The organism is Enterobacter sp. CPE_E863, assembly GCF_046521465.1.
GTDB lineage: Bacteria > Pseudomonadota > Gammaproteobacteria > Enterobacterales > Enterobacteriaceae > Enterobacter > Enterobacter adelaidei.
Window position 1 is genome coordinate 4,058,224 of sequence record NZ_JBKFZX010000001.1, and the last position, 18,477, is coordinate 4,076,700.

20 protein-coding genes are annotated in these 18,477 nt (G+C 52.9%); 8 read left to right on the plus strand and 12 right to left on the minus strand.

All coding sequences use genetic code 11. The features are described from left to right. Nucleotides 1-25: 25 nt before the first annotated feature. The 5 genes from sspB to zapE form a co-directional block, all read right to left on the minus strand. Entirely contained in the window at nucleotides 26-523 is a 498-nt protein-coding gene (gene sspB, locus ACLHV8_RS19945; RefSeq protein ID WP_024906337.1) for a ClpXP protease specificity-enhancing factor, read from the minus strand. A 5-nt stretch (nucleotides 524-528) separates the two neighbouring features. Continuing rightward, a complete protein-coding gene (gene sspA / locus ACLHV8_RS19950; protein WP_028017010.1) occupies nucleotides 529-1,167 on the minus strand; it encodes a stringent starvation protein SspA in 639 nt (212 codons plus the stop codon). Nucleotides 1,168-1,476: 309 nt separating this feature from the next. Further along, complete coding sequence (gene rpsI, locus ACLHV8_RS19955) at nucleotides 1,477-1,869, minus strand: 30S ribosomal protein S9 (protein WP_003860436.1); 393 nt, start codon at nucleotides 1,867-1,869, stop codon at nucleotides 1,477-1,479. Nucleotides 1,870-1,884: 15 nt separating this feature from the next. Continuing rightward, a complete protein-coding gene (rplM, locus tag ACLHV8_RS19960; protein ID WP_003860434.1) occupies nucleotides 1,885-2,313 on the minus strand; it encodes a 50S ribosomal protein L13 in 429 nt (142 codons plus the stop codon). A 287-nt stretch (nucleotides 2,314-2,600) separates the two neighbouring features. Continuing rightward, on the minus strand, nucleotides 2,601-3,725 hold the full coding sequence (gene zapE / locus ACLHV8_RS19965) for a cell division protein ZapE (protein ID WP_049007554.1): 1,125 nt from the start codon (nucleotides 3,723-3,725) through the stop codon (nucleotides 2,601-2,603). Between the two features lie 189 nt (nucleotides 3,726-3,914). Here zapE and zapG point away from each other — a divergent pair, with 189 nt between their 5' ends. From zapG to degS, 3 genes are all read left to right on the plus strand, one after another. Beyond that, entirely contained in the window at nucleotides 3,915-4,313 is a 399-nt protein-coding gene (zapG, locus tag ACLHV8_RS19970) for a Z-ring associated protein ZapG (RefSeq protein ID WP_008502832.1), read from the plus strand. A gap of 171 nt (nucleotides 4,314-4,484) precedes the next feature. Next, nucleotides 4,485-5,852, plus strand: coding sequence for a serine endoprotease DegQ (gene degQ, locus ACLHV8_RS19975; protein ID WP_128348201.1), 1,368 nt, complete (start codon nucleotides 4,485-4,487; stop codon nucleotides 5,850-5,852). Nucleotides 5,853-5,944: 92 nt separating this feature from the next. Next, nucleotides 5,945-7,012 (plus strand): outer membrane-stress sensor serine endopeptidase DegS, encoded by a 1,068-nt coding sequence (degS, locus tag ACLHV8_RS19980; RefSeq protein ID WP_028017007.1) that lies wholly within the window; start codon nucleotides 5,945-5,947, stop codon nucleotides 7,010-7,012. 90 nt (nucleotides 7,013-7,102) lie between these two features. Here degS and mdh read toward each other — a convergent pair whose 3' ends face one another. Then, nucleotides 7,103-8,041: a malate dehydrogenase gene (gene mdh / locus ACLHV8_RS19985; protein WP_028017006.1), complete on the minus strand. Its 939-nt coding sequence runs from the start codon at nucleotides 8,039-8,041 to the stop codon at nucleotides 7,103-7,105. A 397-nt stretch (nucleotides 8,042-8,438) separates the two neighbouring features. Here mdh and argR point away from each other — a divergent pair, with 397 nt between their 5' ends. From argR to yhcN (ACLHV8_RS20000), 3 genes are all read left to right on the plus strand, one after another. Next, nucleotides 8,439-8,909 (plus strand): transcriptional regulator ArgR, encoded by a 471-nt coding sequence (argR, locus tag ACLHV8_RS19990; protein WP_003860428.1) that lies wholly within the window; start codon nucleotides 8,439-8,441, stop codon nucleotides 8,907-8,909. A gap of 374 nt (nucleotides 8,910-9,283) precedes the next feature. Beyond that, on the plus strand, nucleotides 9,284-9,547 hold the full coding sequence (gene yhcN / locus ACLHV8_RS19995; protein ID WP_032666799.1) for a peroxide/acid stress response protein YhcN: 264 nt from the start codon (nucleotides 9,284-9,286) through the stop codon (nucleotides 9,545-9,547). Nucleotides 9,548-9,657: 110 nt separating this feature from the next. Beyond that, nucleotides 9,658-9,924: a peroxide/acid stress response protein YhcN gene (yhcN, locus tag ACLHV8_RS20000; protein ID WP_024906332.1), complete on the plus strand. Its 267-nt coding sequence runs from the start codon at nucleotides 9,658-9,660 to the stop codon at nucleotides 9,922-9,924. Nucleotides 9,925-9,990: 66 nt separating this feature from the next. Here the strand turns inward: yhcN (ACLHV8_RS20000) and ACLHV8_RS20005 are convergent, their stop codons facing one another. The 5 genes from ACLHV8_RS20005 to aaeX all read right to left on the minus strand — a co-directional run bounded on the left by ACLHV8_RS20005 (nucleotide 9,991) and on the right by aaeX (nucleotide 14,969). Continuing rightward, the gene (locus ACLHV8_RS20005; protein WP_008502839.1) at nucleotides 9,991-10,263 is read right to left on the minus strand and encodes a barstar family protein; all 273 of its coding nucleotides are present in this window, start codon (nucleotides 10,261-10,263) and stop codon (nucleotides 9,991-9,993) included. Nucleotides 10,264-10,308: 45 nt separating this feature from the next. Further along, nucleotides 10,309-11,763, minus strand: coding sequence for an NAD-dependent succinate-semialdehyde dehydrogenase (locus ACLHV8_RS20010; RefSeq protein ID WP_049007551.1), 1,455 nt, complete (start codon nucleotides 11,761-11,763; stop codon nucleotides 10,309-10,311). Between the two features lie 89 nt (nucleotides 11,764-11,852). Next, nucleotides 11,853-13,820: a p-hydroxybenzoic acid efflux pump subunit AaeB gene (gene aaeB / locus ACLHV8_RS20015; RefSeq protein WP_129324200.1), complete on the minus strand. Its 1,968-nt coding sequence runs from the start codon at nucleotides 13,818-13,820 to the stop codon at nucleotides 11,853-11,855. 5 nt (nucleotides 13,821-13,825) lie between these two features. Continuing rightward, nucleotides 13,826-14,758, minus strand: a complete 933-nt coding sequence (aaeA, locus tag ACLHV8_RS20020; RefSeq protein ID WP_208594183.1) for a p-hydroxybenzoic acid efflux pump subunit AaeA — start codon at nucleotides 14,756-14,758, stop codon at nucleotides 13,826-13,828. 7 nt (nucleotides 14,759-14,765) lie between these two features. Further along, entirely contained in the window at nucleotides 14,766-14,969 is a 204-nt protein-coding gene (gene aaeX, locus ACLHV8_RS20025) for a p-hydroxybenzoic acid efflux pump operon protein AaeX (RefSeq protein WP_003860416.1), read from the minus strand. Between the two features lie 179 nt (nucleotides 14,970-15,148). Here aaeX and aaeR point away from each other — a divergent pair, with 179 nt between their 5' ends. Both aaeR and ACLHV8_RS20035 read left to right on the plus strand, forming a co-directional pair. Continuing rightward, complete coding sequence (aaeR, locus tag ACLHV8_RS20030) at nucleotides 15,149-16,075, plus strand: HTH-type transcriptional activator AaeR (RefSeq protein WP_028017000.1); 927 nt, start codon at nucleotides 15,149-15,151, stop codon at nucleotides 16,073-16,075. A gap of 219 nt (nucleotides 16,076-16,294) precedes the next feature. Next, nucleotides 16,295-16,909, plus strand: a complete 615-nt coding sequence (locus ACLHV8_RS20035; protein ID WP_049007549.1) for a YagU family protein — start codon at nucleotides 16,295-16,297, stop codon at nucleotides 16,907-16,909. Between the two features lie 47 nt (nucleotides 16,910-16,956). Here the strand turns inward: ACLHV8_RS20035 and tldD are convergent, their stop codons facing one another. Further along, the gene (gene tldD / locus ACLHV8_RS20040) at nucleotides 16,957-18,402 is read right to left on the minus strand and encodes a metalloprotease TldD (protein WP_028016998.1); all 1,446 of its coding nucleotides are present in this window, start codon (nucleotides 18,400-18,402) and stop codon (nucleotides 16,957-16,959) included. Between the last annotated feature and the right edge of the window lie 75 nt (nucleotides 18,403-18,477).

The following is an 18,477-nucleotide window of genomic DNA, read 5'->3' on the forward strand; positions in this document are numbered from 1 at the left end:
AACAGGCCCGATTGGGCCTGTTTTTTTATTTGACGACGCGAAGAGCCGGACGACCACCGCGCGGAGGCGGATCGTCATCAGGATCATTGTCGTCATGATGATCGGGTTTATCGCCATCAATAAGCGACATCACCGTGTCGCTTTCGCGCTCATCGGATGCGTTGTCATCATTCAGGCTGGCAACATCCTCGTCGTATGCTGCTTCCGGCTCAAACATCGTGCCTGCGCCGTTTTCACGCGCGTAGATCGCCAGTACCGCAGCCAGAGGAACGGACACCTGACGCGGCACACCGCCAAAGCGCGCATTAAAGCGCACTTCGTCGTTGGCCAGTTCCAGGTTGCCCACCGCGCGCGGCGCGATGTTCAGCACGATCTGTCCGTCACGCGCATATTCCATAGGAACCAGCACGCCCGGCAACGTCACATCCACAACCAGGTGCGGCGTGAGCTGGTTATCCAGCAGCCATTCATAGAAGGCGCGCAGCAGATACGGACGGCGTGGGGTAAGTTGTGACATTTCCACAGTCATTAGCCTCGGCCAAGACGCATTTCACGTTCAGGTTCAGTTAACGATGCCAGGAATGAATCACGTTCAAATACGCGAGTCATGTAACCCTTCAGCTCTTTCGCACCCGGACCGCTGAACTCTACGCCCAGAGTCGGCAGACGCCACAGCAGCGGTGCCAGATAGCAATCCACCAGGCTGAACTCATCGCTCAGGAAGAATGGCTTCTGACCAAACACAGGGGCAATTGCCAGCAGCTCTTCACGCAGTTGCTTACGTGCTGCGTCGGCTTCAGAAGAGGAACCGCTAACGATAACGTTCATCAGCGAGTACCAGTCTTTCTCGATACGCTGCATGTACAGGCGGCTTTCACCACGCGCGACAGGGTAAACCGGCATCAACGGCGGATGTGGGAAACGCTCATCCAGATATTCCATAATGATACGGGATTCCCACAGGGTCAGCTCGCGATCCACCAGCGTCGGTACGCTTTGGCTCGGGTTGAGATCGATCAGATCCTGAGGTGGGTTATCCTTTTCCACATGCTCGATCTCAAAACTGACACCCTTCTCGGCCAGCACGATACGAACCTGATGGCTATAAATGTCAGTAGGACCAGAAAACAGCGTCATTACCGAACGTTTGTTGGCAGCGACAGCCATGAAAACCTCCAGGTATATTCAGAATTTTTACTGCTACCGGCCCAACAGGGGCCAGCCAGATGTTGTATCGCCCATCCCAGAGAAAACACATTGTTCAAGAATCGAACAAAAATCGAGTATTCACCGATATTTGGGCAGAAAATTGGATGATAGTTTACCAGATTTTGATGGCTTTGTGGTGAGGGGATTCTGGAAATGTGGAAAAAGAGGAGATATATGAATTTATATTGTGGATAACCTGCACATTATCCATAAAAAAACCCGCCGAAGCGGGTTTTTCGCCAATCGTTCTGCGTAAGCAGAAAATGATTAACGTTTGGAGAACTGTGGACGACGACGTGCTTTACGCAGACCCACTTTCTTACGTTCAACCTGACGAGCGTCACGAGTAACGAAGCCAGCTTTACGCAGTTCAGAACGCAGGGATTCGTCGTACTCCATCAGAGCGCGGGTGATACCGTGACGGATCGCACCTGCCTGACCGGAGATACCACCACCTTTAACGGTGATGTACAGATCCAGTTTTTCTACCATGTCAACCAGTTCCAGCGGCTGGCGAACTACCATGCGGGCAGTTTCGCGACCGAAGTATTGTTCCAGAGAACGCTGGTTGATTACGATTTTACCACTGCCCGGTTTGATGAAAACGCGAGCTGCGGAACTTTTGCGGCGACCAGTGCCGTAGTATTGATTTTCAGCCATTGCCTATAATCCCGATTAGATGTCAAGAACTTGCGGTTGCTGTGCCGCGTGGTTGTGCTCGTTACCTGCGTAAACTTTCAGTTTACGGAACATAGCACGACCCAGCGGGCCTTTTGGCAGCATGCCTTTAACCGCGATTTCAATCACACGCTCAGGACGGCGAGCAATCATCTCTTCAAAGGTCGCTTCTTTGATACCACCGATGTGGCCGGTGTGGTGGTAGTACATTTTGTCAGTACGCTTGTTGCCGGTTACAGCAACTTTATCAGCGTTCAGAACGATGATGTAATCACCGGTATCAACGTGCGGAGTGTATTCCGCTTTATGCTTACCGCGCAGGCGACGAGCCAGTTCAGTAGCCAGACGGCCCAGAGTTTTACCGGTCGCGTCAACAACATACCAGTCGCGCTGTACGGTTTCTGGTTTAGCTGTAAAAGTTTTCATTAAAAGCTTACCCAAATAATAAGTTACACGTTGGTGAACACCCAAACGTTTAGTCAGTTGAGGTTCACACGACAAAGTCCGGCAAACCTACCCCTTCGAATAGCACATGCCGACACATAGAAAGTTTCGGGAAAAAAACCTTCTCGTAACGTGGGGTCGCAAGATTATAGAGAAGTTGAGGTCAAAGATCGACCCTTAAATGTGATTTGGAATGGGTTTTTCGGGGGGAGGTATTGCGCGGTCTGGTGCCCTCCCCCAGTTCCTCTCCCACAGGGAGAGGCTGGCATTTATGGCATATGCTCAAGCTTGAGGTATTCCTCGCTCTGCATCTCCTGCAGACGCGAGAGGCAACGCTGGAACTCGAACTTCAGCCGCTCTCCCTGGTAGATCTCATATAAAGGTACCTCAGCGCTAATCACCAGCTTGACGTGCCGCTCATAAAATTCATCCACCAGCGCAATGAAGCGTCGTGCTTCGCTCTCCATCAGCCGCGTCATGACCGGAACGTCCAGCACCATCACGGTATGGAACAGGCGTGAAAGCGCAATATAGTCGTGCTGGCTGCGGGCATCCACACAAAGTGTTGTGAAGGAGACGGCCAGCGTTTGATTCTCTACGCCAAGCGTGGGCAACGGGCGGTGGTTAATCTCAAGCTCCGGAGCGTTTTCACGTTTTGCCCCCGCCAGCGCCAGCCAGAGTTTATCCATTTGATGGGTTGTCTCGGCGTTCAGCGGTGAGAGCCACAGGTGCGCCTGGGTCAACGTACGCAGCCGGTAATCCACCCCGGCATCCACATTCATAATGTCACAATACTGCTTGATGGCGTCGATGGCAGGCAGGAAACGTGCGCGCTGCAGACCGTTGCGGTACAGCTCGTCCGGCGGGATGTTCGATGTGGCAACCAGCGTAATCCCGCGTGCAAACAGCGCTTTCATCAGGCCGCCCAGCAGCATGGCATCGGTGATGTCAGAAACAAAAAATTCGTCAAAGCAAAGCACGTCCGTTTCCGCCTTAAACCTGTCGGCCACAATCTCAAGCGGATCGCTTTTGCCCTGCAGTGCAGTTAGCTCTTCATGAACCCGCAGCATAAAACGATGGAAATGCAGACGCTGCTTACGTTCGCCCGGCAGACTCAGATAAAACAGATCCATCAGCCAGGTTTTTCCGCGCCCTACGCCGCCCCACATATATAAGCCGCGTACAGGAGCATGAGCCTGTGGTGCTTTTTTACCGAGCAACCGCCCAAATGCCGCCTTTAGCCCACCATTCTGTTCGACTTCAGCGGGTTTTGCCGTGAGTTCCTGATAAATCATCTCCAGACGGCTTACCGCCTCACGTTGAACGTCATCAGCTTGATGAGTGCCGTCGTTAAGGGCCAGTTGATAACGCGATGCAGGGGACAGGTTTTGCATAATCTTATTGTTATTCCTTCAATTAAACCTCACCAGCAGCCGTGACTGATGAAAAAAAGGCCGTTCTACACTACGCGATGATACGTCAGGATTCCACTTCTACAGAAATAGCGGTTATAGTGGCATTATCAGGCACAGGCAGGAGCCGAGCCAACACCCTACGGAACAACAAGACAACGGGAGAAGTTCATGACCTGGGAATATGCGCTAATCGGTTTAGTCGTCGGCATCGTCATCGGTGCTGTGGCCATGCGTTTCGGTAATCGCAAATTGCGTCAGCAGCAGTCACTGCAGTACGAACTGGAAAAGAACAAAGCGGAACTGGAAGAGTATCGTGAAGAGCTGGTCAGCCACTTTGCCCGTAGCGCCGAGCTGCTGGACAACATGGCGACCGACTATCGTCAGCTGTATCAACATATGGCAAAAAGCTCCAGCAGCCTGCTGCCGGAAATGACCGCGGAAACCAATCCGTTCCGCAACCGTCTGGCAGACTCTGAAGCCGGTAACGATCAGGCGCCCGTCCAGATGCCTCGTGACTATTCAGATGGCGCGTCAGGCCTGCTGCGTGGCGGTGTAAAACGCGATTAATCGCACAACCTGAATTTATTTTACGGGCGCAGCGATTGCGCCCGTCCTTTCTTCATGACCCCAGCTATCATTTAGTTAAGCACCTCATTGTTCAGCGGTTTAAAATTCAATAACATCAACGTGTTTTTGGGGCCGTTTTTCCTTTATTCCAGGTTACGAGAGTCAACATCGATGAAGAAAAAAAACCAGCTGTTGAGCGCTATCGCGTTAAGTGTCGGGTTATCTCTCTCGGCGTCCTTCCCTGCCCTTGCCGCCATCCCCTCTCAGGTGCCCGGTCAGGCAGCCATTCCAAGCCTCGCACCGATGCTGGAAAAAGTGTTGCCTGCGGTCGTCAGCGTACAGGTTGAGGGTACGGCTGTACAAAGCCAACGCGTACCGGAAGAACTGAAAAAATATTTTGGCGATGAAGCTCCCGACCAGCAGGCTCAGCCTTTTGAAGGTCTGGGTTCAGGCGTCATTATTGATGCGGCCAAAGGCTATATTCTGACCAACAACCATGTCATCAGCCAGGCCGATAAAATCAGCGTACAGCTTAATGATGGACGTGAATTTGATGCCAAACTGATTGGCGGCGATGACCAGAGCGATATCGCGCTGTTGCAGGTGCTGAACCCGAGCAACCTGACTCAGATTACCATTGCGGACTCCGACAAACTGCGTGTCGGTGATTTTGCCGTTGCCGTGGGTAACCCCTTTGGTTTAGGGCAGACCGCCACCTCCGGGATCGTCTCGGCGCTGGGACGTAGCGGCCTGAATCTGGAGGGGCTGGAAAACTTTATTCAGACGGATGCCTCCATCAACCGTGGGAACTCCGGCGGGGCATTGCTCAACCTGAATGGCGAGCTGATTGGGATTAACACGGCTATTCTGGCCCCTGGCGGCGGCAGCATTGGAATTGGTTTTGCCATCCCCAGTAACATGGCCAAAACGCTTGCCCAGCAGCTGATCCAGTTCGGTGAAATCAAGCGCGGGCTGTTGGGGATCAAGGGAATGGAGATGAGCGCGGATATCGCCAAAGCGTTCAACATCAACGTGCAGCGGGGCGCATTTGTGAGTGAAGTCCTGCCAAACTCCGGTTCGGCAAAAGCCGGCGTGAAATCGGGCGATGTGATCGTCAGCCTGAATGACAAGCCGTTGAGCAGCTTCGCAGAGCTACGTTCACGCATTGCCACGACAGAACCTGGCGCCAAAGTGAAGCTGGGCCTGATTCGTGACGGCAAGCCACTGGACGTTGAAGTCACGCTGGATAAGAGTACCTCGTCATCTGCCAGTGCGGAGCTTATCGCCCCAGCGCTGCAAGGGGCAACGTTAAGCGATGGGCAGTTGAAAGACGGAACGAAGGGCATTAGCATCGACACCGTTGAGAAGAGCAGCCCTGCCGCGCAAGCAGGATTACATCAGGATGATGTCATCATTGGCGTAAACCGTAATCGCGTGCAATCCATTGCCGAGCTGCGCAAGGTGCTGGAAAGTAAACCGGCGGTTATTGCCCTGCAGGTTATGCGTGGCAATGAATCTATCTATATTCTGTTGCGCTAAGCATTTGCGATGCCGGACATCACCGCTGCGTGTGATGTCCGGATAACTCATGTTATGCTGCAAATCGTCCCTTTTTTAACGACACGCGCATCATGCTTTTAAAGCTCTTACGTTCAATTGTCATCGGTTTGATTGTCGCTGGCCTGCTGCTGGCGGCAATGCCGTCTTTACGTCAGTTTAATAAACTGACGGCTCCCCAGTTCGACAGTACGGATGAAACGCCGGCCACCTACAACCAGGCCGTTCGCCGTGCAGCACCTGCCGTGGTTAATGTCTATAACCGCGGCCTTAATAGCTCAACCCATAACCAACTGGAGATCCGCACCCTCGGCTCCGGGGTGATTATGGACGAGCGCGGCTACATTATTACCAACAAGCACGTGATTAACGATGCCGACCAGATTATCGTTGCCCTGCAGGATGGCCGCGTGTTTGAGGCATTACTCGTGGGGTCTGACAGCCTGACCGACCTGGCCGTCCTGAAAATCAACGCCACGGGAGGTTTGCCGATCATTCCCATTAATCGTAAACGTACCCCTCACATTGGCGATGTCGTCCTGGCTATCGGTAACCCTTATAACCTGGGCCAGACGATTACCCAGGGAATTATCAGTGCGACGGGTCGTATTGGCCTCAACCCCTCCGGGCGGCAGAACTTCCTGCAAACCGATGCGTCGATCAACCGCGGTAACTCCGGCGGTGCGCTGGTTAACTCACTGGGTGAGCTGATGGGTATCAATACCCTCTCGTTCGACAAGAGCAACGACGGCGAGACACCGGAAGGGATCGGCTTTGCCATTCCGTTCCAGTTGGCGACCAAAATTATGGATAAACTGATCCGTGATGGACGGGTGATCCGTGGTTATATCGGAATAGGTGGCCGTGAAATTGCACCAATGCATAACCAGGGCGGCGGTATTGATCAGATTCAGGGCATCGTGGTCAACGAGGTATCACCTGGCGGCCCGGCAGACAACGCGGGAATTCAGGTTAACGATGTCATTGTGTCAGTTAATGGTACGCCAGCGGTCTCGGCACTGGAGACCATGGACCAGGTCGCAGAGATCCGACCGGGCTCTATTATCCCTGTTGAAGTCATGCGCAATGATAAGAAACTCACGCTGCAGGTGACGGTTCAGGAATACCCGGCAACAAACTGACAGCCATAAAAAAACCGAAGCCAGTGAGTGCTTCGGTTTTTTTTGCCGGGTGGCGCTAACGCTTACCCGGCCTACGAGAGACGGTTCGTTTTACTTGTTAACGAACTCTTCGCCCAGGGTGATATCTTTCTTCAGGGTATCCAGCATGCCTTCCATCGCGTGTTGTTCAAACGCGCTCAGTTTGCCGATAGGCTGACGTTCTTCGATACCATTTTTACCCAGCAGCAGCGGTTGAGAGAAGAAGCGAGCGTGTTCGCCGTCGCCTTCAACGTAAGCGCATTCAACAACGCCTTTCTCACCCTGCAGAGCGCGAACCAGTGACAGACCGAAACGTGCAGCCGCCTGGCCCATAGACAGAGTTGCAGAACCGCCACCCGCCTTCGCTTCCACCACTTCGGTGCCCGCGTTCTGGATACGTTTGGTCAGGTCAGCCACTTCCTGCTCGGTGAAGCTAACGCCAGGGATCTGCGACAGCAGAGGCAGAATGGTGACGCCTGAGTGGCCACCAATAACCGGAACTTCCACTTCTGTTGGCTGTTTGCCTTTCAGCTCAGCAACAAAGGTGTTGGAACGGATAATATCCAGCGTGGTCACGCCGAACAGTTTGTTTTTATCGTAAACACCGGCTTTCTTCAGCACTTCTGCCGCGATAGCAACAGTGGTGTTCACCGGGTTAGTGATGATACCGATGCACGCTTTCGGGCAGATTTCAGCGATCTGCTGCACCAGGTTTTTCACGATGCCAGCGTTGACATTGAACAGGTCTGAACGATCCATACCGGGCTTACGCGCCACGCCTGCAGAAATCAGCACCACGTCGGCACCCTGCAGAGCAGGACGCGCATCTTCACCGGAGAAGCCTTTGATTTTCACAGCTGTCGGGATGTGGCTCAGGTCAACCGCCACACCTGGGGTTACCGGAGCAATATCGTACAGGGAGAGTTCTGAGCCTGAAGGCAGTTGAGTTTTCAGTAGTAGGGCAAGCGCCTGGCCGATACCACCAGCAGCGCCGAGGACTGCGACTTTCATCCTAAACTCCTTATTATGGTTAACTTAAGTATCTGTAACTCCGTTGCGGCGACCATAATTCAGCGAGTAAATAATTACAATTTTCGTAGCTAAAGAATTTGAGGTCACGCGGCTTTATCTCTCACCAGAAGACTATCTGACGACAGACGGCAACGAATTAAGAGGTGGTTACAATACACCCTGCCCCGCCACCAAAACAACATCATTTTGATAACATTTAATTTACTTTTAAGCTTATTTGCGTGGCGTGACCCAGGCATGTTTTCTGATAACGAAATCTGATAAAATCACTCCCTTTCATAACATTATTTCAGACTACCTCCCGGTAGATAATTTGCATAAAAATTCATCCACATGCATAATAATGTTGTTTCTATCGTCATATTCCGGGTGACTTATGCGAAGCTCGTCTAAGCAAGAAGAATTAGTAAAGGCGTTTAAAGCGCTACTCAAAGAAGAGAAATTCAGTTCTCAGGGAGAAATTGTTCAGGCGTTACAGGAACAAGGTTTCGATAACATCAATCAGTCGAAAGTCTCCCGCATGTTAACCAAATTTGGCGCGGTGCGTACCCGTAACGCCAAAATGGAGATGGTCTATTGCCTGCCAGCTGAACTTGGCGTGCCGACGACCTCCAGCCCGCTGAAGAATTTGGTTCTGGATATCGACTATAACGACGCCGTCGTAGTGATCCACACCAGCCCTGGCGCTGCGCAGTTGATTGCTCGCCTGCTGGATTCCTTAGGTAAAGCGGAAGGTATTCTCGGTACAATCGCTGGGGACGACACCATCTTTACCACCCCGGCAAATGGTTTCTCCGTCAAAGACCTCTACGAGGCAATTCTGGTTCTGTTCGAACAGGAACTCTAATCCCCCCTCCCCGCAGCACCGCTGCGGGGATCGTTCTGCTCCCGCTGCGTTTCCCACTCGATTCCACTGCCCTGACTTTGACAAATAATGCTTTTTACCACCCATTAACATTCACCCAGTGAATGCTAAATCAAAAAATCGCACAAAAAATCAAAAGCTGATATCAATATGATTTTATTAGATATAACTGCACGAAGTGGACGATAAATAGCCAATATTATGCAATTTGGTTATAAAAAACGAACGGGTTAACACGTAATAACAATAGTAACAATTAGTCTGGTATTAATTTTTTTGGTTATTAGTGTATACTTGATTTTGTGATGAGGGTCACGAAACAAGACCCCACGAAAAAATTCGACGAGGTAAAAATCATGAACATTAAAACTACTGTAGCGGCGCTGAGCGTCCTGTCTGTCCTGTCATTCGGTGCTTTCGCTGCTGATTCAATCAATGCTGACCAGGCGCAATCCCGCCAGGCAATCGGTACGGTTTCTGTCGGTGCAATCGGTACGTCCCCGATGGACATGCATGAGATGCTGAACAAGAAAGCGGAAGAACAGGGTGCATCATCCTACCGCATCATTGAAGCTCGTTCAGGTGACCACTGGCACGCTACTGCTGAGCTGTACAAATAAGTTTTAGCAATAACTGAAGACATAAATCTCCACTCAACGGCACCAGGCATAAAAATAGCTGTTTAACCCTTCTCGCCGTTGAGCAACAACCCTATTCAGGAGTAAAGACTATGAAAACCAAATTGATCATCGCAACCCTCGGTCTGGCCTCAGTTCTCTCTTTCGGCGCAAGTGCAGCCGTACAGCAAGTGAATGCCGACCAGGCACAAAATCTGCAGCCTATGGGCAGTGTATCCGTAACGTCTGTCACTGGTTCACCAATGGATATTCGTCACGAACTGGCCGCAAAAGCTGAAAAAGCAGGTGCCAGCAGCTATCGTGTCACCGAACTGAATCAGGGTGACCACTGGCATGCTACGGCAGAACTGTATAAATAAACCCTCGTCGTATTTCATCATACGACTTGCCCCTGACCTGCTGGTCAGGGGCTTTTTTTATGTCATTCAATGGCGCGCGTTAAAACGCAGTTGCCCTTCCAGCTCTTCTTCCGCTTCATCGAACAGTAATATCAGTGCGCCAAAACGTCTGCGCAGCTTATCGGGTAAATGAATGAACTCAATCTCCAGCGGGAGTGGCAACAGACTGCCGGTCACCACGTCCCACAGGGTATCCAGATTCGTCACGCTTTCCCGTTCAAGATCAAACACGCGGATAAATTCACGATAGAAGTCTTCCTGACTGTCGATCTCGTCAAAATCAAACGTATAGGTTTTCATTGCCAGCCACCCAGTCCAGGCGAGCAGCAGTTGCCGCCCTGTCTATTATAATCCCCCAATATGCAGGGTTTTGACTTCCAGATACTCTTCCAGCCCCAGCACGGAGCCCTCGCGTCCAAGGCCTGACTCTTTTACCCCGCCAAAAGGCCCCAGTTCCGTAGAGACGGCGCACTCGTTAATGCCAATCATCCCGCTCTCGATGGCCTGAGAAACACGGAAAACGCGTGAAAGGTTTTGGGTGTAGAAGTAAGCCGCCAGGCCATAAGGCGTGTTGTTGGCACGCTGGATGACCTCATCTTCTGAAGTGAAACGGAAGCACGCCGCAACCGGTCCAAACGTCTCTTCTTCTGCCAGCTTCATGCCTTCATGGCAGTCACCCAGTACGGTTGGCATCCAGAAATTCCCGCCAAGCGAATGGGGTTTCCCCCCTGCCAGCACGGTTGCCCCGCGGGCAACGGCATCGTCGACATGCTCACGCACCTTGTTGACCGCAGCAGGTTCAATCAGCGGTCCGACGACAACCCCCTCTTCAAGACCATTCCCCACCTTCAGCGCCTTTACCGCATCGGCAAGTTTATTCACAAACTTGTCGTAGACGGTTTCCTGAATATAGAAACGGTTAACGCTCACGCAGACCTGCCCGGCATTGCGGAATTTGTTGGCGATAGCACCCTTAACCGCTGCGTCGATATCCGCATCCTCAAAAACGATATATGGGGCATTTCCCCCCAGCTCCATTGAGACTTTTTTCATGGTGTCTGCGGCGTTACGCACCAGCGTTTTGCCGACGGAGGTCGAACCGGTAAAGGAGATTTTACGCACGTCCCGGCTGGCCATGATCGCATCGCTGATTTCATGGGTATTCCCGGCCACGGCGTTGAGAACACCGTCGGGCACACCGGCCTGTTTAGCCAGGGTAAGCAGCGCAAAAGCACTGAGCGGCGTGTTATTGGCCGGTTTGATCACCCCGGTACAGCCCGCAGCAAGCGCCGGGCCTAATTTACGGGTGAGCATCGCCATCGGGAAGTTCCATGGTGTAATCGCCGCGACCACACCAATGGGCTCGCGGGTTGCCAGAATGCGGGAACCGGGTTTGATCGGCGGAATAATTTCCCCGTTAGCGCGCTTGGCCTCTTCGGCAAACCACTGGATAAAGCTGGCCGCGTACTCCACCTCTCCTTCCGCTTCTTTCAGAGGCTTGCCCTGCTCGGTGGTCATTAACCGCCCGAGCCAGCTTTTATTTTCAATAATCAGTTCGTACCAGCGGTAAAGGATGGCCGAGCGTTCTTTCGCGGTTTTGGCTCGCCATGCCGGGAAAGCGTTGGTGGCTGCGGCAATCGCAGCTTCGGTTTCCGCTTTACCCGCTTTCGCGACTTTAGCGATGACCTCGCCGGTCGCCGGGTTAAGTACATCAAACGTCGTGTCCAGCGTTTTCCAGATGCCATTAACCAGATAACCGGTCTGAAAAAGGATGTGGTCCTGAAGCTTCTCAGTCGTCATGTGTCCTCCCTTTCTGAATGTAAGAACGTGCTGGAATTAAGTATAGCCACAAAAAAACCGACGCTTTGGCGTCGGCTTTTTTACTTCAGTCAGTTATCTGTGAGGGCATTCTGGTAGCGGTGCAGCATAAACACCAGCCGCCCTACTGGCTCGGTTACCTGAGGCGGAGCTTCCCAGACTTTAAGCTTCTCCTGGTAGATATCGAGCTCTTCAAGCAGTTGCGTAAAGTAACGACGGCGTTTGTCATCGCTGGTCGCGGAAAGTACATGGTCGGCAGTGCGGCGTAGCTGACGGTGGAAAGCCGACAGATCGTCGTTGATCGGCACAGGCGCGTTACGCAGACGCTGGTGCGCGATGATCATGGTTAATGCCAGCCGGAACTTAGCGATGTCACCCGGGAACTTATTAAGCAGTAAAAACAGCTGCTGATAGAGCGCCGGTAAGTGGTTTTCTTTGCGGCGTGCGGTATTGGTGGTCATCGACGACACGGCAGCGGAAACAAACTGGTTCAACAATACACGGCCCGTTCTTGCCTGTGAGTTATCGCGCACCAGCAGAATAACCATCATTGCCAGGAAACACCCCACCAGCTGACCCAATGCGCTGTCGAGGAACTGGCTGAAATGGAAGGTCATCGGGTTATCCAGCACAATGATGTTAATCGTACTGGCCAGCGCCCCCAACGATCCCAGACGGCGCTTTTGCACTTCTATGCCAATAAAGAACGCCATCACCGCCAGGCTTATGCAAAGCAGCAACATGCTCTGTTGCGTGGACGGGATGATCACCAGGAAATAGAGCGCGCCTATCGGCAGGGCGGCAATGGTGCCATACAGGAAATCAATGGCGACCATACGCGGGTTGGGCAGACGCATCGCCAGGGCAGTCACAACGGCAATCATCACCATTGCACCGCTGCCGGACGTCCAGCCTGTCCACAACCAGAACAGCGTACCGAGCATGCAGGCGAGCGTCGTGCGCCAGAAGTTGACCATCGCGTGATGACGCTCGGCAGATTCCGCCTTAATCACCACTTCTCCCTGCAGCACCTCTTCTTCCGTCGCGCTGATTTTGGTATTGCTAACCACGCCGCGTTTCAGCAGCAGGTAACGCGTCGCGGACCCGACCCAGGTGTAGATGGTCACTGGTGTGTCGCGTTCCCCTGTCCAGGCAATGACCCGCCGCATGCGCTTAAGCTGCTTATGCACGTCCTGCACGGTTTCCACCGGCTCGGCAAACAGCTCGCGGAACGTATCGGTGACCGCTTCGGGGCGCGTGTTCTGGATCAGATAGGTTTCGCACGCCTGGGTAATCAGCGTTAAGGAGACCGTATTGAGGGCTTTAAGCCGACGATTCGCCCGGGCCCAGCGCGAAGACTCTATATTAAGGTTACTGCGCATCCCTTCCAGCGCCTGCGTGCGACGTACCAGACCGCTCCAGGCCTTATCCACCTCTTCACTGTCACCATGCTTGATGCAGAGCTGCATCAGCTGGTACTGGGCCACAATCAACGCATCCAGCTCGCGATCCACCTCTTGCTTGATAGAGCGAGGGGAGAAAAGCAGGTCAGCAACAATCGCGCAAACAATACCAATCACAATCTCACTGCAACGCTCCACGGCGAACTGTGGCGCAAGCAGCGGCTCGCTTTGGATAGTAATGACGATAATCAGCGCGGTGTAACCCGCCAGTCCCCAGGCGTAGGAGTTTTCCACTTTCACCAGAGACGAGACCCAGGTGCAGAAGCCCGCCCAGATACAGCACACCATCAGCATCAGCAGTGGGGTGCGGATCATCAAAATAATAATGGTCAGCGCCGCGAAACAGCCGATAAACGTCCCAATGATACGCAGCATCCCGCGATAGCGGATCGCACCAGAGTAAGGTTCACCACCGGCGGCAAATGCCGGACCAGCCGCGACAATTGCCGCCGTCAGCACCGCCCAGCGCGGGGTTTCAAGCTGGAAGTGGAAGCCAACAAACAGTGCCAGCACGATGGCACACGCCAGCTTCACGGCGAAGCGAATGTGTTGGTTGGCGATGGAGAAGATACCCATAGCGATTAGCCAAACTCGCGCAGACGGTGGGCAATTTTACGGAAGATCGACTCCTGGCTGGCATCCCGGTCTTTAGCGCCGGTAATCACCACCGTCGCCGTGGTACCCGCAGGCCACACATTCCCCTGCTGTTCGTCCAGATGGATACGCACCGGCACACGCTGAGCCAGACGCACCCATTCCAGGTTGGAGTCCACTGTCGCCATCCCTTTTGCATCCTTAGAACTGCTGGCGTTGGTCACCCCTGCCGCGACGCTGTCGACGGTACCTTTAAAGACGCGGTTACTGCCAAGCGGTGTAATTTCAGCACGATAACCCGGACGTACGCCTTCCAGTTTGGTCTCTTCCATATAAGCGAGCACGTAGAAGGAGTTCTGTTTAACCAGCGCCACGGCCGTTGAGCCACGGGTGATAAATTCACCGGCATAGACATTAAGGTTAGTGACCCAGCCATCGGCTGGCGCGCGGATCACGGTGCGCTCCAGATCGAGCTTTGCCAGATCGCGCGTCGCTTGCGCTTTGGCCATCTGGTGCAGCACGGTTTGCAGCACGTTATTGGACTGGTCGATCTCTTCGCGGGACATAGCCTGAATACCTAACTGGTTACGGCGGCCTGCCTCACGGCGTTTCTCTGCCGCCAGCGCCTGATAATAGGCCACGTCAGCTTCCGCTTCTTCCAGTGCTTTCTGGTAGCGAGGCTGGTCGATGGTGAACAGAACCTGATCTTTTTTCACCAGCTGGTTATCGTGAACGTTGACCGCCGTGATAAGACCGGCCACGTCGGGGGCAATGGCCACGACATCGGCACTGAAACGCGCATCACGCGTCCATGGTGATTCCGTGTAATAGACCCAGGCCCGAAAAATAGCGATGAAGGCGAGGATAACCAGCGCCATGGTGATGGCGGTTCGGGAGATTTTTCTTGTTAGTGTTTTCACATCAACCTCAGACAAACATGCGCGATATCAGGTAAAACAGGCAGCAATACAGCGCGGTATTGAACAATGCAGGGTGCCAGACGAAATCGTAGATCCCGGTAGGAACCAGCACCTTGCGCACCAGCCAGAAGATCGCCAGTGATAAAAGAAGCTCGAAAAATATCGGTGGGAACGACAGACCGAACACCACGATAACGGGAAACAGACTCATGTTGACCTTGATAAGAGAGAGTGCAGGCTACAGAATTTTTTAGCGCACGCCATCGCAGAAGAGCAAGAAATGCCGGGCGAGAATGGCGCAGCCGTTAAGTAATTAATAATATATTAACGTAACTGTTATGCTGTTATCTATAATATGTGATCTAAATCACTTTTAAGCCAGAGTGAACAATGGAACGTTTAAAACGCATGTCAGTCTTCGCCAAAGTGGTTGAACTGGGCTCTTTTACCGCTGCTGCACGCCAGCTTCAGATGAGCGTCTCTTCAATCAGCCAGACGGTGTCCAAACTGGAAGATGAGCTTCAGGTCAAGCTGCTCAATCGCAGTACCCGCAGCATCGGGCTGACAGAAGCGGGTAAAATTTACTATCAGGGTTGTCGCCGCATGCTGCTTGAAGTGCAGGATGTCCACGAACAACTCTATGCTTTCAACAACACACCTATCGGCACACTGCGCATCGGTTGTTCTTCAACTATGGCACAAAATGTCCTCGCTGCCATGACAGCGGACATGCTGAAAGAGTATCCAGGATTAACCGTGAATCTGGTAACGGGTATCCCTGCGCCGGACCTGATTGCTGACGGGCTGGACGTGGTGATCCGCGTTGGGGCATTACAGGATTCCAGCCTTTTCTCGCGCAGGCTGGGCAGTATGCCGATGGTCGTTTGCGCCTCGAAAAGCTATCTGGCGCAGTACGGTGTCCCTGAGAAACCCGCCGATCTCACCAACCACTCATGGCTGGAATACAGCGTTCGACCCGACAATGAATTTGAACTGATTGCTCCGGAAGGGCTCTCCACCAGACTGCTGCCAGAAGGCCGGTTTATCACCAACGACCCAATGACCATTTCGCGTTGGTTAGTGGCAGGAGCCGGGATCGCCTACGTGCCGTTGATGTGGGTGATCAACGAAATCAACAGCGGTGTACTGGAGATCCTGTTCCCTCGCTACCAGTCCGATCCGCGCCCGGTATACGCCCTGTACACAGAAAAAGACAAACTACCGCTCAAGGTGCAGGTGTGTATTAACTATCTGACAGACTATTTTGTGGACGTGGCGGAGCTGTTTCAGGGGATGCGAGGAAGAAGTAAGGAATAATTGATTATCGCGGATAAGCATATATTATATGAATATGTCCTGGATGAGATGCACATTCATTCAGGAATATTCCCTCACCACTATCAGTAATAGCTAATTGACACTTCTGTTACCCGTCCCTTACCTTATTAGAAGTCTGGCACTCAGACTGTTATTAATTTGTTACTGATATGAATAATAAAATGTATTCCGCAGGATGACATTGAACAAGGAAAAGAAATGAATATATTTGAACAAACACCACCTTCGCGCAGGCGCTATGGACTCGCCGCGTTCATTGGTTTGATTGCAGGGATTGTCTCTGCATTCGTGAAATGGGGAGCGGAGGTGCCACTTCCGCCACGTAGCCCTGGTGATTTATTCACTGCCGCATGCGGACCAGAGCAATTAATAAGAGCCGCAAGTCAGATTGACTGCTCGCGTAATTTTCTCAATCCACCTTATGTATTTTTACGCGACTGGCTGGGCGTTGTCGATCCTAACGCGGCGGTTTATACATTCGCCGGACATATATTTAACTGGGTCGGCGTAACACATATTATTTTCTCAATCGTCTTCGCCGTAGGGTATTGTGTAGTTGCGGAAGTCTTCCCGAAAATTAAACTCTGGCAAGGTTTGCTGGCGGGTGCGTTAGCCCAGCTTTTTGTCCACATGATCTCCTTCCCGCTGATGGGTCTGACACCGCCGCTGTTCGAACTTCCATGGTACGAACACGTCTCAGAAATCGTGGGTCATTTAGTCTGGTTCTGGTCGATCGAAATCATTCGTCGTGATTTGCGTAACCGCATCACGCACGAGCCCGATCCGGAAATACCGCTGGGTAACTTACGTTAAAAAAAAGGCGCTACCTCTGTAGCGCCATTTTTTTATGCATCGTCAGATCAGGCAGTGCCACCCACCGTCAAATTGTCGACTTTCAGCGTCGGCTGGCCTACGCCAACCGGCAGGCTCTGCCCCTCTTTACCGCAGACGCCCACACCGTTATCCAGTTTCAGATCGTTACCGACCATGGAAATCTGCTGCATGGCTTCAATACCGGAGCCAATCAGCGTCGCACCTTTCACCGCTTTGGTCACTTTACCCTTCTCAATCAAGTACGCTTCTGAGGTAGAGAAGACAAATTTACCGGAGGTGATGTCCACCTGACCGCCGCCAAAGTTTGGCGCGAAGATGCCGTAATCGACGGATTCGATAATCTCCTGCGGTGTGGATTTGCCCGGCAGCATATAGGTGTTAGTCATACGCGGCATCGGCAGATGTGCATAGGACTCACGACGGCCGTTACCCGTTGGCGCGACGCCCATCAGGCGCGCGTTGAGTTTGTCCTGCATGTAGCCTTTCAGCACACCGTTTTCGATCAGCACATTGTATTGGCCAGGCGTACCTTCATCGTCGATAGCCACCGAGCCACGGCGATCGCGCATGGTTCCATCATCCACCACAGTGCAAAGCTCAGACGAGACAAGCTGCCCCATCTGGCCGCTGAATACGGATGTACCACGACGGTTAAAGTCACCTTCCAGACCGTGGCCCACCGCTTCGTGCAGCAGAACACCCGGCCAGCCAGCCCCCAGAACGACCGGGAATGTCCCCGCCGGCGCCGCGACGGCATTTAGATTCACCAGCGCCATGCGCACGGCTTCTTTTGCCCACGCGTCAGCGCGTGCTTCACCGTCAACATCGCCCAGGAACCAGTCATAGCCGAAACGGCCGCCACCGCCGCTTGAGCCGCGCTCGCGTTTGCCGTCGTCATCGACCTGCACGCTGATGGAGAGACGGACCAGTGGACGAACATCCGCGGCCAGAGTACCGTCCGTCGCCGCAACAAGAATCAGCTCATAGACGCCGCTCAGGCTGGCAGAGACTTCCTGCACACGCTTATCGGCAGCACGCGCCACTTTGTCCACGCGGCGCAGGATATCCAGCTTCTCTTCGCGGCTCATGCTCTGCAGCGGATCAATGCTGGTATAGAGCGCAGAGTGCTGCACTTCACCCAGCGTTTTCACACGACCATCGCCGGTATCACGCACAATGGTACGCGCAGCCTGAGCACTCTGCTCCAGCGCGGCCAGGCTAATCTGATCGGCATAAGCAAAACCGGTTTTCTCGCCGCTAACGGCACGTACACCGACGCCCTGGTCGATGTTATAAGAGCCGTCTTTGATGATGCTGTCTTCTAAAACCCAGGATTCGTGATAGCTCGACTGGAAATAGAGATCGCCGTAGTCGAGACGGCGTTCGGTCAGTTGACCAAGAATGGAGAACAGGTCCTGATGGCTCAGGCCGTTCGCTGCGAGCAAATGTTCACTTACCAGGTTCAGACTCATCGTATTGCTACTCGTTCGTTGCCGCCTGTGGCGGTATAAAGATCGTATTTATTGAGAGTGAGGCAATTACCTGCC

Excerpts from the sequence above, each read along its gene's own strand:
- degS (WP_028017007.1), top strand. The coding sequence starts at position 5,945 with ATGCTTTTAAAGCTCTTACGTTCAATTGTCATCGGTTTGATTGTCGCT.
- tldD (WP_028016998.1), bottom strand. The coding sequence starts at position 18,402 with ATGAGTCTGAACCTGGTAAGTGAACATTTGCTCGCAGCGAACGGCCTG.
- sspA (WP_028017010.1), bottom strand. The coding sequence starts at position 1,167 with ATGGCTGTCGCTGCCAACAAACGTTCGGTAATGACGCTGTTTTCTGGT.
- yhcN (WP_024906332.1), top strand. The coding sequence starts at position 9,658 with ATGAAAACCAAATTGATCATCGCAACCCTCGGTCTGGCCTCAGTTCTC.
- aaeX (WP_003860416.1), bottom strand. The coding sequence starts at position 14,969 with ATGAGTCTGTTTCCCGTTATCGTGGTGTTCGGTCTGTCGTTCCCACCG.
- ACLHV8_RS20010 (WP_049007551.1), bottom strand. The coding sequence starts at position 11,763 with ATGACGACTGAGAAGCTTCAGGACCACATCCTTTTTCAGACCGGTTAT.
- ACLHV8_RS20005 (WP_008502839.1), bottom strand. The coding sequence starts at position 10,263 with ATGAAAACCTATACGTTTGATTTTGACGAGATCGACAGTCAGGAAGAC.
- aaeB (WP_129324200.1), bottom strand. The coding sequence starts at position 13,820 with ATGGGTATCTTCTCCATCGCCAACCAACACATTCGCTTCGCCGTGAAG.
- argR (WP_003860428.1), top strand. The coding sequence starts at position 8,439 with ATGCGAAGCTCGTCTAAGCAAGAAGAATTAGTAAAGGCGTTTAAAGCG.
- yhcN (WP_032666799.1), top strand. The coding sequence starts at position 9,284 with ATGAACATTAAAACTACTGTAGCGGCGCTGAGCGTCCTGTCTGTCCTG.
- mdh (WP_028017006.1), bottom strand. The coding sequence starts at position 8,041 with ATGAAAGTCGCAGTCCTCGGCGCTGCTGGTGGTATCGGCCAGGCGCTT.
- zapG (WP_008502832.1), top strand. The coding sequence starts at position 3,915 with ATGACCTGGGAATATGCGCTAATCGGTTTAGTCGTCGGCATCGTCATC.
- rplM (WP_003860434.1), bottom strand. The coding sequence starts at position 2,313 with ATGAAAACTTTTACAGCTAAACCAGAAACCGTACAGCGCGACTGGTAT.
- aaeR (WP_028017000.1), top strand. The coding sequence starts at position 15,149 with ATGGAACGTTTAAAACGCATGTCAGTCTTCGCCAAAGTGGTTGAACTG.
- zapE (WP_049007554.1), bottom strand. The coding sequence starts at position 3,725 with ATGCAAAACCTGTCCCCTGCATCGCGTTATCAACTGGCCCTTAACGAC.
- rpsI (WP_003860436.1), bottom strand. The coding sequence starts at position 1,869 with ATGGCTGAAAATCAATACTACGGCACTGGTCGCCGCAAAAGTTCCGCA.
- degQ (WP_128348201.1), top strand. The coding sequence starts at position 4,485 with ATGAAGAAAAAAAACCAGCTGTTGAGCGCTATCGCGTTAAGTGTCGGG.
- ACLHV8_RS20035 (WP_049007549.1), top strand. The coding sequence starts at position 16,295 with ATGAATATATTTGAACAAACACCACCTTCGCGCAGGCGCTATGGACTC.